This window comes from Flavobacterium sp. DG2-3 (assembly GCF_030730925.1).
In the GTDB taxonomy this organism is placed as follows: Bacteria; Bacteroidota; Bacteroidia; order Flavobacteriales; family Flavobacteriaceae; genus Flavobacterium.
On record NZ_JAVAMB010000009.1, the window covers coordinates 96,188 to 112,843 of the forward strand.

The following is a 16,656-nucleotide window of genomic DNA, read 5'->3' on the forward strand; positions in this document are numbered from 1 at the left end:
TTTATGAATATTGTTTTTGGTAGTATTCTTTATAGACGCCTGAAGTTACATTCTGTAACCATTCTGTATTGTTCAAATACCAATTAATTGTTTTCTCAAGTCCTTCTTCAAAAGTAACAGAAGGTTGCCATCCTAATTCTTTATTAATTTTAGAGGCATCAATAGCGTATCTTAAATCATGTCCCGGTCTGTCTTTTACATAAGTAATCAACTTTTCAGAATCTCCATTCTCACGCCCAAGTTTTTCATCCATAATCTTGCAAAGTAATTTTACTAAGTCGATGTTCTTCCACTCATTAAAGCCTCCAATATTATAGGTCTCATGGTTTTTCCCTTCATGAAACACTAAATCGATTGCAATAGCATGATCTTCTACAAAAAGCCAATCGCGAGTATAATTTCCATCTCCATACACCGGAAGGGGTTTATTATTAATGATGTTGTTTATAAATAACGGGATTAATTTTTCAGGAAAATGAAATGAACCATAATTGTTAGAGCAATTTGTTAAGACATAAGGCAACCCATAAGTTTCTCCATAAGCTCTTACAAAATGATCCGAACTTGCTTTTGAAGCAGAATAAGGTGAATTTGGATCATAAGGAGTAGTTTCTGTAAACAGACCCTCGTTACCTAAAGAACCGTAAACTTCGTCAGTACTAATATGATAGAATCTTTTTCCATTAAAATTGTTTTTCCATTGATTTTTAGCTGCGTTCAATAAATTCATTGTTCCAATAACATTTGTTTTCACAAATGCCAACGGATCTTCGATTGAACGATCTACATGTGATTCTGCTGCTAAATGCAAAACCCCATCAAAATTATGGATTGAAAAAAGTTCATTTATAAATAACTCGTCTACGATATCACCTTTTACAAAGGTATAATTGGACTGATTTTCTATGTCCTTTATATTTTCTAGATTTCCTGCATAAGTTAAGGCATCTAAATTAAAGATTTGATACTCTGGATATTTATTAACAAATCTTCGAACTACATGTGACCCAATAAAACCAGCTCCCCCAGTTATAAGTATTTTTTTCATTTCTAAATTTCGATTAATTTAATAAATCTGAATTTTGTTTTTCTAATTGGCTATAAATATCTTTTACATCTTGAGAATTCTCTTTTTGTAAAATCAAATTAGCAGTTTCAGTATAAACAAAAATAGTATTTTTTAAACCCAAAAACGTTGTGTGCTTATCACAGCCGATTACCATATTACCATCTGCATCTGTTGAATGACCTTTAGATTTTAAATAGTCATATACTGATTCAAAAGATCCTAAATCGGACCATGAAAATGATGCAGGAACAACTTTAATTTTTTTACTTCTTTCCATCACAGCATAATCAATACTTATTGATGGGATTTCCATTGACAATTCTAAATCTAAAAATCCATCTCTACTTGCCTCCCATGCTATTTGTGATTTTTCGAAAACATCTGGTTGAAATTGTTTCAATTCTTCTAAAAGAACACTTGCTTTAAAACAAAACATCCCACTATTCCATAAGAAATTTCCTCTTGCAATGAATTCTTTAGCTGTTGTTTCATTTGGTTTCTCTCGAAATGACAATACTTTATCCCCTTTAGATTCAATATAACCATAACCTGTTTCAGGTTTTGTTGGAATAATTCCGAAAGTAACTATAAAGCCATCTTTTGCTTTAGAAATTGCTTCTTGAATTGCATTGTTATAATCCTCCATCTTATCAATAATATGATCAGAGGGAGTAATAATTAAAATATCATCTGGTTCAGAGGCAAACGCTGCAAAAGCAATTGCAGCAGCAGTATTTCTTGGTGTAGCTTCAATAATATTTATGTAAGAAGTACTTGTTTTTTCCATTACCTTCCCGCTCAGCTGATGATTATCGACATTTCCAACAACCATAACTTTATTTGCTAAATGACTGTTTCTTTCAACAGTCATCTCAAATAAAGATTTTCCCTCAAAAATTTCAAGATATTGTTTTGGTCTACTTTTACGAGAAAGTGGCCATAATCTACTACCAACTCCTCCCGTAAGAATTACATGTGTTATAGTTTTATCTGAACTCATATATTTTTTTAATAAAAAAAGAAGTCTAAATCTAAAGTCTATTGTCAGCTAAAGATCCTAAAACTCCTTTTACATCATAAATTAAACTGTTTTCTTTTTGTAAGCCTGAAAAATCTAATTCTAAAAATTCTGCATGAGAGACTCCTAGAACTATTGCATCAAATTTATTATCTGGAATAGAGTCTAATGTTACTAAATTATATTCTTTTCTTACATCGTGTGCATTTGCAAGAGGATCAAAAATTGTTACCACAATACCATATTCCTTTAAAGCTCTTACAACATCAACAATTTTGGTATTTCTAACATCTGGGCAATTTTCCTTGAAAGTAATTCCAAGCATTAGTAATTCAGCGCCATTAACAGAAATACCTTTTTTTATCATTAGCTTCACTATTTGTGAAGCTACATATTCTCCCATGCTGTCATTTAAACGTCTTCCTGCTAAAATTATTTCAGGATGATAGCCAAACTCCTGTGCTCTTTGTGCTAAATAATAAGGATCTACACCTATGCAATGTCCACCAACAAGACCAGGTTTAAAAGGTAAAAAATTCCATTTTGTTGCCGCGGCTGTTAAGACTTCTTGTGTATCAATATTCATTAAATTGAAAATCTTAGCCAACTCATTAACAAAAGCAATATTAATATCTCGCTGTGAATTTTCAATAACTTTTGCTGCTTCAGCAACTTTTATTGTTGGTGCTAAATGTGTTCCTGCTGTGATTACAGATTTATACAAAGCATCTACTTTTAATCCAATTTCTGGAGTTGATCCTGAAGTTACTTTTAAAATCTTTTCAACCGTATGTTCCTTGTCACCTGGATTTATTCTTTCTGGAGAATATCCAGCAAAAAAGTCTTCGTTAAATTTCAAGTTTGAAACCTGTTCGAGAACTGGTACACATTGCTCTTCTGTCACTCCAGGATAAACTGTTGATTCATAAACAACAATATCTCCTTTTTTTAAAACTTTACCGACAGTTTCACTTGACTTGTAAAGAGGCGTTAAATCTGGTCTATTATTTTTATCAACTGGTGTAGGAACTGTTACTATGTAATAATTACATTCGGAAATATCATTTAACGATGTTGTGCAATAAAGTCCTTTGTTTTCATTTGGCTTATCTACCAAAACTTTTTGCAAAACATCATCTTCAACTTCTAAAGTTGTATCTGTTCCCGATTTTAAGGAATTAACTCTAGATTCGTTTATATCAAAACCAATAACTGGGTATTTTGTAGCAAATAATCGCGCTAAGGGAAGGCCCACATAACCTAGACCAATAACTGCAATTTTTACATTATTTTCCAACTTCATATTTTTTTAATTTAATCTGGTCACTAAAACTCACGGCTTCGCCGTTCTCAGTCACATAACTCTGACTCAGATACCTAAATTAATGATTTTCGCGCAAATATAGTATATTAAGTCTAGTAATTCAATACGGTTTCCCGTATTACACGGAAAACCTTTATTTGCACTAAAAATTAACATTTACAATCATCTACTAATCAGACCGTAAATAAATACTTTATAAAAAAAACAGAAGAAAAAAATTCTATAAAGATTTTTCCTCCTGTTATATTGCATGAAATTTCACAACTATTTATACTTTATTTTCAATACGCACCCCAAAGCCTCCAATACTAAAATATAGTAATTATTAGATACTTCCTGTACAATTGCATTTTGATTACTAAAAGCCCCTGATTCTAATTTAATTTTATCTCCAACCTGAATGCCAGATACGGAAACTTCACTTAAATTCGGAGCTTTTAAACTTGTTTTAATAACTTCGATCTCTTGATCTTTTACGACTGCTGGTTTTCCTAACCAGAATAAATATCTCACAACTCCAGCAACTTGAAAAACCAAATTACGTTCTGAATCGGGTAATTGAACAAAAACATAGGAATTAAAAAGAGGAGTCTCAACTTTCTTTTTTCGGTCTGACCACTGTTTTACCTGAGTAATCATCGGGCAATAACATTCTATTCCCAACTGATTAAGCTTATCTGCAACTTTTTTTTCCCACTTCGGTTTTGTATAAACTACGTACCAATTCATTCTCTTTCATTTATCATTATAAAATACAAAACAATTTATGATCCGATACCATTATAAACGAATCCGATTGACTCTAATTGTTTAGCATCTAAAATATTTCTTCCATCAAACACAAAAGCTGGTTTATGCATAGAATCGTAGATCTTTTTCCAGTCGTAAGTTGTAAATTCATCCCACTCTGTTAAAATGGCAATTGCATGAGCATCTTTACATGCTTCATAAGCATCTTCAAAAACATTTATAGCTTTAATATTGTCTTCTTTTGCTCTTGTTTCTAAATAATCTAAATCGTTTAGCATTTTATTTTTAGAAACTTTCGGATCAAAAACCGAGATTTTTGCCTGTTCGTTTATCAAGTCATCAGCAACATAAATTGCAGCAGATTCCCTAGTATCGTTTGTATCTTTTTTGAAAGCCCAACCTAAAAAAGTAATTTTTTTATCGGCTACTGTATTGTATAATGTCTGAACAATTTTATTAGAAAATCTTCTTTTTTGATGATCATTCATGATAATTACCTGCTCCCAATAATCTGCGACTTCGTTCAATCCGTATGACTTAGCAATATAGACTAGATTCAGAATATCTTTTTGAAAACAAGAACCACCAAATCCTACTGAAGCCTTTAAGAATTTTGGCCCAATTCTGCTATCCATACCAATCGCTCTAGCTACTTCATTTACATCTGCTCCTGTTTTTTCGCAAAGCTCAGACATTGCATTAATTGAAGAAATACGCTGTGCCAAGAATGCATTTGCTGTAAGTTTAGACAATTCTGATGACCAAACATTTGTTGTCAAAATTTGATCTTTATTTACCCAATTCGAATAAACTTCTACCAAAGAATTAATAGCTTCTTCTCCTTCTGGAGTTGTGTCGCCACCAATTAAAATTCGATCTGGATTTAACAAATCTGTTACTGCTGTTCCTTCTGCCAAAAATTCTGGATTAGATAAGATTTGAAACTGAACACCATTTCCTGTATTGTCTAATATACTTTTAATAGCTTCTGCGGTTCTAACTGGCAAAGTGGATTTTTCGACAACTATTTTGTTTTGCTTCGCAACTCGCGCAATTTGTCTTGCGCATAATTCGATATATTTCAAATCAGCTGCCATTCCTTTACCTTTTCCATAAGTCTTCGTTGGCGTATTTACGGAAATAAATATCATTTGAGCTTCGTCTATTGCTTTGTCTACATTAGTAGAAAAAAATAAATTTCGCCCTCTTGCTTCTGCCACAATCTCAGAAAGACCTGGTTCATATATCGGAATATTTTCAGGATTTGGATCATTCCAATCTGCTATTCTTTGCTCATTTAAATCAACAACTGTAACTTGAATATGCGGGCATTTTTGAGCAATAACCGCCATTGTAGGCCCACCGACATATCCTGCACCAATGCAGCAAATTTTTGTAATTTTCATTTGATCTATTTTATCTTGATCTTAATTTTATTTTAAATTTTTCCAATACCATTCAACAGCTTCTCTTAATCCGTCTTGCAAAGAATATTTTGGATTGTAACCCAGATTCTTTTTTGCTTTTTCGATACTTGCTAATGAATGCGGTATATCTCCCGCTCTATTCTCTCCGTATATAACTGGAACATCTTTTATTTTTGGATCAAACTCGGATAGATATTCTTTTAAATACTTAACTAAATCATTTAATGTATTTCTATCTCCGAATGCAGTATTATAAACTGAATTAACAGCTTCTGGATTTTGACAAGTCATTGCCAGCTCATTCATTTGAATTACATTATCTATGTATGTAAAATCACGAGAGTAATTTCCATCGCCATTTATCACTGGACTTTCATGATTCATAAATTGCTTTACAAACTTTGGAATCACAGCCGCGTAAGCTCCATTTGGATCTTGCTTTCTTCCAAAAACATTAAAATATCGAAGTCCAATTGTTTCTAATCCATAAGTTTTGCTGAAAATTTCTGCATAGAGCTCATTCACATATTTAGTAATTGCATACGGAGACAATGGTTTTCCAATAACCTCTTCTACTTTTGGCAATCCTTGAGAATCTCCGTAAGTTGAAGAGCTTGCTGCATATACAAATCGTTTTACTTTAGCATCTCGTGCTGCAGTAAGCATATTTAAAAAACCAGAAACATTTACGTCATTTGTAGTAATCGGATCTTTTATGGATCTTGGAACAGAACCTAAAGCTGCTTGATGCAAAACATAATCTACACCTTCAACCGCTAAATTACAATCGGCCAAATTTCGAATATCTCCTTCTATTAGTTTAAAATCAGGATTGTCTAAAAAATCTTTTAAATTATAACGGTGACCTGTAGAAAAATTATCCAGACAAACTACTTTATAACCTAAACCTAAAAAATACTCAGTCAAATTTGAACCTATAAATCCAGCTCCTCCTGTAATTAAAATTGTATTTTTTATTTTACTTTCCATTTATCAAAATTTAGCTTTTTTTAATTCGATTTAAAAATGCTTTCCAAAATCCATTTTTAACTTCTTCTTCATGATAACCATTCGAATAAGCTCCGTAACCGTAGCCGTAGCCATAACCACTACCATATTTGGCTTTATTTTCATAACCATTCAAGACAATACTCACATTATTCAATTCCCCGCGCTTAAGTCTGGTATTTAACAACGTTATCATATCCTTCTTAGTATAATTCTGTCTCACAATATACAAAGTTACATCTGCAAACTGAACTAACTCTAAAGAATCTGCTACCAAACCAACTGGTGGAGTATCCAAAACTATATAATCATATTTCTGTTTCAATTCGTCAATCAATTCTTTCATTGCATCGCTTAAAATTAGCTCTGAAGGATTTGGAGGAATTGGTCCAGAAAGTATTACATCTAAATTTGGAACTGGTGTCGAATTAGTAATCTCTTCTAAGGTATTTTGCCTTATTAAATAATTGACAACTCCCAAAGATGATTGTATTTGAAATTCATCTGCTAGTCTTGGTTTTCTTAAATCCAAACCAACGATTACTGTTTTCTTTTCGCTTAAGGCAAAAACTGTAGCTATGTTTATAGAACAGAATGTTTTACCTTCTCCACTAATTGACGAAGTTATCATTAACGTTTTGGATCCGTTTACTTGCTGTTTTTTATACAAAAACTGAAGAGAAGAACGTATCCCTCTAAATGATTCAGAAAGAGCAGATTTTGGTTTTTCAAAAACCGCCATGCTACCTGAATCTTTATTAAGACCAACTACACCAAGCAATGGAATTTGAGTCAGTTTACTAATATCTTCACTATTCTGAATTGAATTATTAACGAAGAAAATCACTAAAACAAAAAGCAATGGAACCAGAATCCCTAAGAATAGAGCCATTATATAATTTACAGAAGTCTTAGGTCCTATTAATCCTCCGCCAATATCTTTTGCAGGATCAATAAAGTGAATATCTGATAAGTTAGACGCTCTTACTATTTCAGCTTCATTTCTTTTCTGAAGAAATTCTGTATAAATATTATCATTTAAATCATATTTTCTTTTGATTTTCAATAATTCTTGCTGTTCAGCAGGAAGTCTTTTAACAGTGCTTTCAGCCTGGCCAATTTTTGCGTTTACCAGAGATAAATCATATATTAAAGATGCTTTTGCTGTAACTATATTCTCTTGAAGAACATTTTTTACCGCAGCCATTTGATTATCAAAATCTTTAAATATTTTTTCACTCTTAACGGCATAAGCCATTTCTGATCTCTGAGTAGAAAGTGCTATCAACTTAGAAACATTTGCAACAATATTTGGATCCTCGATCCCTGCAACAGAAGGTGCTGGCAATCTTGAATAATCGACGCTACTATTTAAATATGATTTTAATGAATTATAATATGCTATTTTTCTAGTTAATTGATCTTTTTGAACATCAAAATCCATTATTTTTTCTGAAACTTTAGAGCCTCCATCTTCAATTTCATAGATATTTTTATCCTTTTGAAAAGATTTTAATTCATTACCCGTTTGCTTGAGCTGTGATTCCATTGCAACAAGAGTACTATCAATAAATCTAATAGTATTTGTAGCAAATTGGTTTTTGCCATCAAGCTGTATTTTAATAAGCATTTTTACAGTAGAATTCAAATAATCAACCATTCTGGTTTTATTTGTTCCCTGCATTGACAAAGTTAGTAGCGATCCACCGCTTTTTCCTGCATCTACATTTATTCCTCTATACCCAGATACGGTTCCATCAAAATCATTGAATCGAACAAAATATTCTTTTCCTTTATAGAAACCCGGATTATCTGTTATTTGAAGTTTCCAATTCAAAAATGGTAAATTAACACGCTCTCCTACTTTATATTTTTTAATAAAAGTTACAGGCTGTACTGATGTATTACTATAAGAATTGTTACTATAAGTTATGAGCGAAACCGAATTATTTTCAAATGGAATTTGAATTTGATATTTGTTTTCACTTAAAAACTTTATGCTAATTAGTGTATTTGCAAGCTGTCCTTTTGTTTTATCAATATCGATATAAAAAGGAACAGCTCCGTAAGAATCAATCAAATTGTATTTTCCTTGCTCTAAATAATCTATATAAAACTGAAGCTTATCGACCACCAATTCATTATGAGATCTTGACTGAAGAATTGTAGAAATACCATTTACCTGATCTGAAATTCCTCCCCAATTAAAAACCAAACTTGTATTTGAAGTAAAAAAAGGATTGCTTTCTTCTTTTATAGAAATCATGGTCTGCATTCCGTAAATTTTTTCCTTACGAATGTTTATTTGATAAGCAATTGTGAAAGTAATAATCAAACTGACAAGAAACCATTTCCAGTAACTCGCAATTTTTAACAGAAACCCTTTAAAATCAAAGTGAGAATGATTTTCAAAAATGGAAAAATCTTTAATGTCTAACATTTTAAAAATCTATTTTTATTTTATAATTAGGTAAACTGTTGTTGCTAAAGACAACAATGTAATTATTGTCCCTACAGATTGTATCCCTGTCTGTCCTGTTCCCCAAGTTTTTTGTTTCAATGGCTTTACATAGATATAATCATTTGGCTGTAAATAATAATATGGTGATTTCATTACGTTTACATCTGTCAGATCAATATTATGCATTTGAACCCCAGTAGGCGATTGACGAATTACGGTTACTTCTTTTCTATTACCAACTGTAGTAATATCTCCCGCATTTGCAACAGCTTCTAAAATGGTTACATTATCTTTAAATAATGTTTTTGTCCCAGTACTTCCAACTTCCCCATTTATAGTATACCTAAAACCAGCTAACTTAACTGTAACAAAAATATTTGCTTCACTTTTAAAATATTCCTCAAGTAATTTTTTTTCAATTTTTACTCGAACCTCTTCAAGAGTGTACCCAATAACATTGATTTCTCCTAAAATTGGCATTCTAATATTTCCATGATCATCAACTGTAAATCCGTCAAAATAGAGCCCTGCTTCTGATTTTGAAGTTTGACCTCCCTCACCCTCTGTTGTATTAAAAATAGAAACCAATTTTGGATCAATTGCTTTTATATTAACACTTATAATATCATTTACCTGTAATCTATATGGCTTTGATTCCACAGCTGCAATGGATGTTTGCTCACCCGAATCGTTTTTATCCTGTAGATAAACCAAATCTTTAATTGGTATACATGAGGTAAATAACACTGAAATTAATAAGAATAGAAAAAAGCTCTTTTTTGTCATTCGTTCAATTTTATCGCAAATATAGTTTTCCTTTAGTGCAGATAAAAACTATATATTATTTGGGGGTTATCTAATTATTTTTAAATGTTTTTTCAAAAGGCACTCTATGCAAAATACTTCGGCCAAGTGTTATTTCGTCTGCATATTCCAATTCATCTCCAACAGATATGCCTCTCGCAATTGTAGAAATCATAATCTCCGAATCTGCAATTTGCTTATAGATATAAAAATTTGTTGTATCTCCCTCCATTGTTGAGCTCAATGCAAAAATAATCTCAGACACATCTCCCGATTTTACTTTTGCAACCAAACTAGAAATATTTAGCTGATTTGGCCCAACTCCTTCAATGGGTGAAATTTTACCTCCAAGCACATGATATATCCCTTTAAACTGCCCAGTATTTTCTATAGCCATTACATCACGAATATCCTCTACAATACATATTGTTTCATGATTCCTAACTGGATTAGCACAGATTTCACAAATTTCAGTATCAGAAATATTATGGCAACTTTGACAAAACTTAATATCCTCACGCATATTTAACAATGCTTGAGACAAAAAACCAGTTTGCTCTTTCGGCTGTTTTAACAGATGAAGAACTAGTCGAAGAGCCGTACGCTTACCTATACCAGGTAATTGTGACATTTCGTTTACTGCTTTTTCAATTAATTTTGATGAAAATTCCATGACGACAAAAGTAATACTTTTAATGGTTCAGCCTACATTAAAGCCATTAAATTCAAGGCTTAACAATATTGAAAGATTATTATGAAATAAAACCTTTTTCAACACTTTAAACAATTTATCCCTATCGCTTTATTGTATTTTCTTTAAGACCTTTGCAATATTCTTTAATATTGATTTGTAGCTAATAAAACCAATGTACAAGCCACTTCTTTTTCAATATTGTTTAAATCCAACAATTGATATAATTCTGGGTTTTCAGTTCCTGGATTAAAAATTACCCTTTTAGGTTGCGCTTCAATTATATAATTATAATAATCTCTTTGACGAGCTGGATTTAAATACAAAGTAATAGTATCAATATTTTTTACTGGTATTGCTTTAGTCTGAATTTTTACTCCAGCAACTTCTCCTGCTTTTTGACCAATTGCCAAAACAGAATGTCCTTTTCCAACCAACATATTAACGGCTCTATATGAATAACGTTCTGGATTTGTAGATGCTCCTATAACCAATGTTTTTTTACTTTTCATAGTTTTTATTTAGACTGCAAAAGTAATCAAAAAGAACGATTTAATTTTATGCCTTTGATTTAGAATCAATAACAAATAAAAATATTATCATAACATAAATTCATGTAAAAGCATCAAAAAATAACTACATTTACTTCACTAACCAATATAATATGGAATTATTTATTTACTTATTTGCCGCTTTATTTTCGGTACTAAACCCGATTGGAACCGTACCAATCTTTGTCGGATTAACTCAACATGACTCTCAAAAGGAAAGATCTCGAATCTCACTTTGGACAGCAATCAATGTTTTTATCATATTACTGGTTTCTTACTTCATAGGCCAATATGTTTTAACTTTTTTCGGAATCAGTATAGATGCCTTAAGAATTGCGGGTGGAATTGTAATCGTAAATTCTGGTTTTTCTTTACTTTCTGGAAAATTCAACAAAAAACGAGGAATCAATAAAAAAATTGAAAATGAAGCGCAACACAGAAATGATATTGCACTCACTCCATTAGCAATACCAATGCTTGCCGGCCCTGGATCTATGTCTCTTTTAATTGCTTTTTATCAAGAACATCATGAAATAAACGAAATCATAATTTCGTCGCTAGCTATTCTTGCTATAGCTGTAGCTATTTTTGCCATTTTAAAAAGCGCTCATTATTTAGCTAGAATTCTAGGAGCTTCTGGAATTGTTGCTATTTCTAGGATTGTCGGATTTATTGTTATCTCAATTGGTATCCAGTATATAGTAAGTGCCATTGTAAATATTATCAAAGGAAATTTTTAATATAAATAAAAGTATTCTCCAAAAAGAAAGGGCTGCTATTTTCAATAAAATATCAGCCCTTTCTTTTTATGTATTTATTTTTAGCTTCTTGGCAAGAAAACTTCTGCCATCATACATCTCGCACTTCCTCCTCCGCAAGCTTCGATTGTATCTAAACTTGAACTTAAGATTTCTGCATGATTTTCTAATTGGGCAATTTGTTTTGGAGTCAAACTCTGATGTGCAGATGCGCTCATCACAACGTATCTCTTATCATCTTTCCCAAGAACTTCCAACATATTTCCTGCAAAGTTATTTACCTGCGCTTCTGTTATTAAAATAATTTCTTTATTATCTGCTTTTAGATTGTCTAAAACCATTTTGCGTTCTTTCTTATCATCAATGCAATCGGCACAAATAACTGCAAAAGTTTCGCCTAAGCACATCATCACATTGGTATGATAAATTAACTTGCGTTCTCCATCAACCGTTTGAAAAGCTTCAAAAATTACAGGAGCATAATCAAAATCTTCACAGAATTCGATAAACAATTCCTCGTCAGCTCTTGGCGATAATGCACAGTATGCTTTTCCGTTGGCTCTATCTAACAACAAGCTTCCTGTGCCCTCTAAGAAAATCCCATCTTCTTCTGCAGAAGTATAATCCATGATATTAGAAATTTCAAATCCTTTTTCTTCCAACGTATCCAAAATATCTTCACGACGTTCTTGGCGACGATTTTCAGCAAACATAGGATAAAGCGCTACATCTCCATTTTCATGAAATGAAATCCAATTGTTTGGAAAAATACTATCCGGAGTATCGGTTTCTAGATTATCATCTACAACAGTGACATCTACACCAACGGCTCTTAGTTTTTCAACAAAAGCATCAAATTCTTGTTGTGCTTTGACGTTAACCGTACTTGGCAAAAGTCCGTCTAATACTTTTTGATAGTAATTATTTACTGCTGTCTGCTCATTCATCCTGAAAGCAACCGGGCGAATCATTACGATTGAATTTGTTGTCTGCTTCATGTTATTTTGTTTCAGGTTTCAAGTTTCAGGTTTCACGTTAGAAAAACATGAAACCTGAAACTTGAAACAATTATTTTTTTTTTAATCTCTAATTAATGGCAGAGTTGAACATCTCAACAAACCTTCTTGTTTTGCGATTTCAGCATATGGAATTTCTTCAACAGTAAAACCGTTTTCACGAAGCCAATTATTCAAACGAGTAAAATTCTTTTCAGAAACGACTACATTTTCATCAATTGAAAATACATTCGAAAACATATTATACATTTCATTTCTTTCAATATGAAAAAGATTTTCTTTCCCAAAAAGATTTACTAAATACAAATAATCTGCTTCTTCACGGAAGCCTCTTTTGTAAATAATTCCTTTATCTTTTCCAACAGGCTGAAAACAGCAATCTAAGTGCAATGCATTATCACGTGCCTCCAATTTAGATTTCACCAAATCGAATTCTTTTACAATCTTATTTGGAAATAAAGATTTAATGTAATTTACACCATGCATGTTAGTTCTCGCAGTAATGTAATCTTTATAGTCGCTTCCTTTGTAAGTTCCAATAAAAATATGATCATTCCAAAGCATAACATCACCACCTTCTATATGAACTTCTTCTGGAGGTCGAACCACTTTTAAGGGATCGATCTGATCAATTACATATTGTATAGCATCTAACTCACGCTCTCTATCTGGCAGAATATTCGATTTTACAAAAATATCATCAATTACAAACCCAATATCGCGAGCAAAAATCTGATTATAGTTTTCAATCATTTCCGGACGATAAACAGTTACTTCATACTTTTTAAAAACAGCGTTAAAAGCATCCATTTCAGCAACCATATCTTTTTCTACAGGGTAAGTTCCTGCCTTAATATGTTCCAATGATTTAGGGTCATAAGCCTCTTCTATAGTTGGAGTTGGCCCATTATGAACAGCAGAACCCAGAACTACAGCACGAAGTCGAGACGTTTCGTTCTTTACATTTAATTGCAACATAACTTTATTATATTTTGAGCAAATATAAAAAAAGCTTCACAGTTAAGTGAAGCTTTCGTTTTTTATTTATTAGACTTAAACTCTCGTAAAGGATGTCCTGTATAAATTTGTCTTGGTCTACCAATTGGTTCTTTATTTTCACGCATTTCTTTCCATTGTGCGATCCAGCCTGGCAATCTTCCAATTGCAAACATAACAGTAAACATATCTGTTGGAATTCCTAATGCTCTGTAGATAATTCCAGAGTAGAAATCAACATTTGGATATAAGTTTCTTGCTTTGAAGTACTCATCTTCAAGAGCTGCTTTTTCTAATTTTCTTGCAATATCTAAAATTGGATCTTCAACACCTAAAGTTTCTAATACTTCTGTTGCTGCTTTTTTGATGATTTTAGCTCTTGGATCGAAGTTTTTATAAACTCTATGCCCGAATCCCATTAAACGGAATGGATCATTTTTATCTTTTGCTTTCGCTAAGAATTTATCAGTATCTCCACCATCTTTATTAATTTCTTCAAGCATTTCTAGTACAGCTTGGTTCGCTCCACCATGAAGCGGTCCCCAAAGAGCAGAAACACCTGCAGAAACTGAAGCAAATAAACCAGCATGAGAAGAACCTACCATTCTAACTGTAGAAGTAGAACAGTTTTGCTCGTGATCTGCATGAAGGATAAATAATTTATCTAAAGCATTTACAATTACTGGATTTGCAGCATAAGGCCCTGTAGGCAATTTAAACATTAATTGCATAAAGCTTTCTACATAACCTTTTGTATTATCATAATAATTTAAAGGATACCCCATAGATTTTCTATAAGTCCATGTCGCAATTACAAGAAATTTTGCCATTGTTTTACAAATAGCCTCATACATTTCTTTTTCGTTATCAACATTTACCGCTTTTGGATTAAATGCTGTTAAAGCACTTGTTAAAGCAGATAGCACTCCCATTGGGTGAGCTGTTTTTGGGAAACCGTCAATGATATTTTTCATTTCTTCGTTTACCAAAGAATGTTTTTTAATACCATTTTCAAAGTCTTCTAATTGTTTAGCCGAAGGAAGTTCTCCAAAAATCAAAAGATAAGATACTTCTAAGAAACTAGCTTTTTCGGCAAGATCTTCGATTGAATATCCTCTGTAACGTAAGATTCCTTCTTCTCCGTCTAGGAAAGTGATTTCACTTGTACAAGATCCTGAATTTTTATACCCTGGATCAAGTGTAATATAACCTGTTAAATCACGTAATTTGTTGATATCGATAGCTGATTCGTTTTCGCTCCCCGTGATTACTGGAAGTTCAATCTTCTTACCATCTATTTCTAATGTAGCTATTTTTGACATAATATACTGGAAATAATTCTTTAAATAATAATTTATCAAATCTAATGAATTTAAGACTAATTAAAAAAAGAATACTGCTATGAATTTGTTAAAAGTCCAAAAAAAAACCATCCGCCGCGGCGGATGGTTTTTTCCAATATATAATTTGTTCAATTATTTGATTTTAAAAGCATTTAAACCAGGAAAATAAGCAGTGCTTCCTAATTCTTCTTCAATTCTCAATAATTGGTTGTATTTAGCCATACGATCTGAACGAGAAGCAGAACCAGTTTTAATTTGACCACAGTTTAAAGCTACAGCTAAATCTGCAATTGTATTATCTTCAGTTTCTCCAGAACGGTGAGACATTACAGATGTGTAACCAGCATTTTTAGCCATGTTTACAGCTGCAATAGTTTCAGTTAAAGTACCAATTTGGTTTACTTTTACTAAAATTGAATTAGCAATTCCTTTTTGAATTCCAGTAGACAAACGCTCAACGTTCGTTACAAACAAATCGTCACCAACTAATTGTACTTTATCTCCGATTTTCTCAGTTAAAGCTTTCCATCCGTTCCAGTCATCTTCATACATACCATCTTCGATAGAAATAATTGGATATTTAGCAGCCAATTCAGCTAAATAATCCGCTTGCTCTTCAGAAGTTCTGATTTTTCCAGTTTCACCTTCAAATTTAGTATAATCGTATTTACCGTTTACATAAAACTCAGAAGCTGCACAGTCAAGAGCAATCATAATTTCGTCACCGAAAGAATAACCCGCTTTTTCAACTGCTAATTTGATCGTATCTAAAGCGTCTTCAGTTCCACCAGCCAAGTTTGGAGCAAAACCTCCTTCGTCACCTACAGCAGTACTTAAACCTCTATCATGTAATACTTTTTTCAAACTGTGGAAGATTTCAGTTCCCATTTGCATAGAATGTGTAAAAGAAGTCGCTTTTACAGGGAAAATCATGAATTCTTGGAATGCGATAGGCGCATCAGAGTGAGAACCACCGTTGATGATGTTCATCATCGGAACTGGTAATGTATTAGCAGAAACACCACCTACGTATCTGTATAATGGCAAACCAAGTTCGTTAGCAGCAGCTTTTGCAGCAGCTAAAGAAACACCTAAAATAGCATTAGCTCCTAATTTAGATTTATTTGGAGTTCCATCTAAATCAATCATTAATTGATCAATTGTATTTTGTTCGAAAACAGAAGTTCCAACCAATTCTTCAGCAATAACAGTATTTACATTATTCACTGCGTTCAAAACACCTTTACCTAGATAAGCTTTACCTCCATCACGTAATTCAACAGCTTCGTGTTCTCCAGTTGATGCTCCAGATGGAACAGCAGCTCTACCTAAAACTCCATTTTCAGTTACTACATCTACTTCAATAGTAGGATTACCTCTAGAATCAAGAATTTGTCTTGCGTGAACTTTAATTATAATACTCATTATTTTTGTTTTTTA

At 32.4% G+C, this 16,656-nt stretch carries 15 protein-coding genes; 1 reads left to right on the plus strand and 14 read right to left on the minus strand.

Annotation, left to right across the window (positions count from 1 at the left end; genetic code table 11):
• Position 1: 1 nt before the first annotated feature.
• From rfbB to Q9Q97_RS14145, 10 genes are all read right to left on the minus strand, one after another.
• Positions 2–1,048 carry a dTDP-glucose 4,6-dehydratase gene (gene rfbB / locus Q9Q97_RS14100; protein WP_306158117.1) on the minus strand — a complete coding sequence of 349 codons (1,047 nt, stop codon included), beginning with the start codon at positions 1,046–1,048 and terminating at the stop codon, positions 2–4.
• 13 nt (positions 1,049–1,061) lie between these two features.
• Positions 1,062–2,069 (minus strand): mannose-1-phosphate guanylyltransferase, encoded by a 1,008-nt coding sequence (locus Q9Q97_RS14105; protein WP_306158118.1) that lies wholly within the window; start codon positions 2,067–2,069, stop codon positions 1,062–1,064.
• Between the two features lie 31 nt (positions 2,070–2,100).
• Positions 2,101–3,390 (minus strand): nucleotide sugar dehydrogenase, encoded by a 1,290-nt coding sequence (locus Q9Q97_RS14110; RefSeq protein WP_306158119.1) that lies wholly within the window; start codon positions 3,388–3,390, stop codon positions 2,101–2,103.
• A gap of 285 nt (positions 3,391–3,675) precedes the next feature.
• Positions 3,676–4,140, minus strand: a complete 465-nt coding sequence (locus Q9Q97_RS14115; RefSeq protein ID WP_306158121.1) for a UpxY family transcription antiterminator — start codon at positions 4,138–4,140, stop codon at positions 3,676–3,678.
• 35 nt (positions 4,141–4,175) lie between these two features.
• Positions 4,176–5,567 carry a UDP-glucose 6-dehydrogenase gene (locus Q9Q97_RS14120; RefSeq protein ID WP_306158123.1) on the minus strand — a complete coding sequence of 464 codons (1,392 nt, stop codon included), beginning with the start codon at positions 5,565–5,567 and terminating at the stop codon, positions 4,176–4,178.
• 27 nt (positions 5,568–5,594) lie between these two features.
• Positions 5,595–6,578: an SDR family oxidoreductase gene (locus Q9Q97_RS14125; protein ID WP_306158125.1), complete on the minus strand. Its 984-nt coding sequence runs from the start codon at positions 6,576–6,578 to the stop codon at positions 5,595–5,597.
• 10 nt (positions 6,579–6,588) lie between these two features.
• Positions 6,589–9,036 carry a polysaccharide biosynthesis tyrosine autokinase gene (locus tag Q9Q97_RS14130; protein ID WP_306158127.1) on the minus strand — a complete coding sequence of 816 codons (2,448 nt, stop codon included), beginning with the start codon at positions 9,034–9,036 and terminating at the stop codon, positions 6,589–6,591.
• A gap of 15 nt (positions 9,037–9,051) precedes the next feature.
• A complete protein-coding gene (locus Q9Q97_RS14135) occupies positions 9,052–9,843 on the minus strand; it encodes a polysaccharide biosynthesis/export family protein (RefSeq protein ID WP_306158129.1) in 792 nt (263 codons plus the stop codon).
• 70 nt (positions 9,844–9,913) lie between these two features.
• On the minus strand, positions 9,914–10,534 hold the full coding sequence (recR, locus tag Q9Q97_RS14140; RefSeq protein ID WP_306158131.1) for a recombination mediator RecR: 621 nt from the start codon (positions 10,532–10,534) through the stop codon (positions 9,914–9,916).
• 164 nt (positions 10,535–10,698) lie between these two features.
• The gene (locus Q9Q97_RS14145; RefSeq protein ID WP_306158133.1) at positions 10,699–11,064 is read right to left on the minus strand and encodes a CoA-binding protein; all 366 of its coding nucleotides are present in this window, start codon (positions 11,062–11,064) and stop codon (positions 10,699–10,701) included.
• Between the two features lie 152 nt (positions 11,065–11,216).
• On the opposite strand from Q9Q97_RS14145, the gene Q9Q97_RS14150 reads away from it, so the two are divergent.
• On the plus strand, positions 11,217–11,843 hold the full coding sequence (locus Q9Q97_RS14150; protein ID WP_095931487.1) for a MarC family NAAT transporter: 627 nt from the start codon (positions 11,217–11,219) through the stop codon (positions 11,841–11,843).
• A gap of 80 nt (positions 11,844–11,923) precedes the next feature.
• On the opposite strand, the gene ctlX is transcribed toward Q9Q97_RS14150, so the two are convergent.
• The 4 genes from ctlX to eno all read right to left on the minus strand — a co-directional run bounded on the left by ctlX (position 11,924) and on the right by eno (position 16,641).
• Positions 11,924–12,859 (minus strand): citrulline utilization hydrolase CtlX, encoded by a 936-nt coding sequence (ctlX, locus tag Q9Q97_RS14155; RefSeq protein ID WP_306158136.1) that lies wholly within the window; start codon positions 12,857–12,859, stop codon positions 11,924–11,926.
• A gap of 81 nt (positions 12,860–12,940) precedes the next feature.
• The gene (locus Q9Q97_RS14160) at positions 12,941–13,855 is read right to left on the minus strand and encodes a dimethylarginine dimethylaminohydrolase family protein (protein ID WP_306158138.1); all 915 of its coding nucleotides are present in this window, start codon (positions 13,853–13,855) and stop codon (positions 12,941–12,943) included.
• Positions 13,856–13,917: 62 nt separating this feature from the next.
• Positions 13,918–15,195: a citrate synthase gene (locus tag Q9Q97_RS14165; RefSeq protein WP_306158142.1), complete on the minus strand. Its 1,278-nt coding sequence runs from the start codon at positions 15,193–15,195 to the stop codon at positions 13,918–13,920.
• A gap of 153 nt (positions 15,196–15,348) precedes the next feature.
• Entirely contained in the window at positions 15,349–16,641 is a 1,293-nt protein-coding gene (eno, locus tag Q9Q97_RS14170; protein WP_306158144.1) for a phosphopyruvate hydratase, read from the minus strand.
• Between the last annotated feature and the right edge of the window lie 15 nt (positions 16,642–16,656).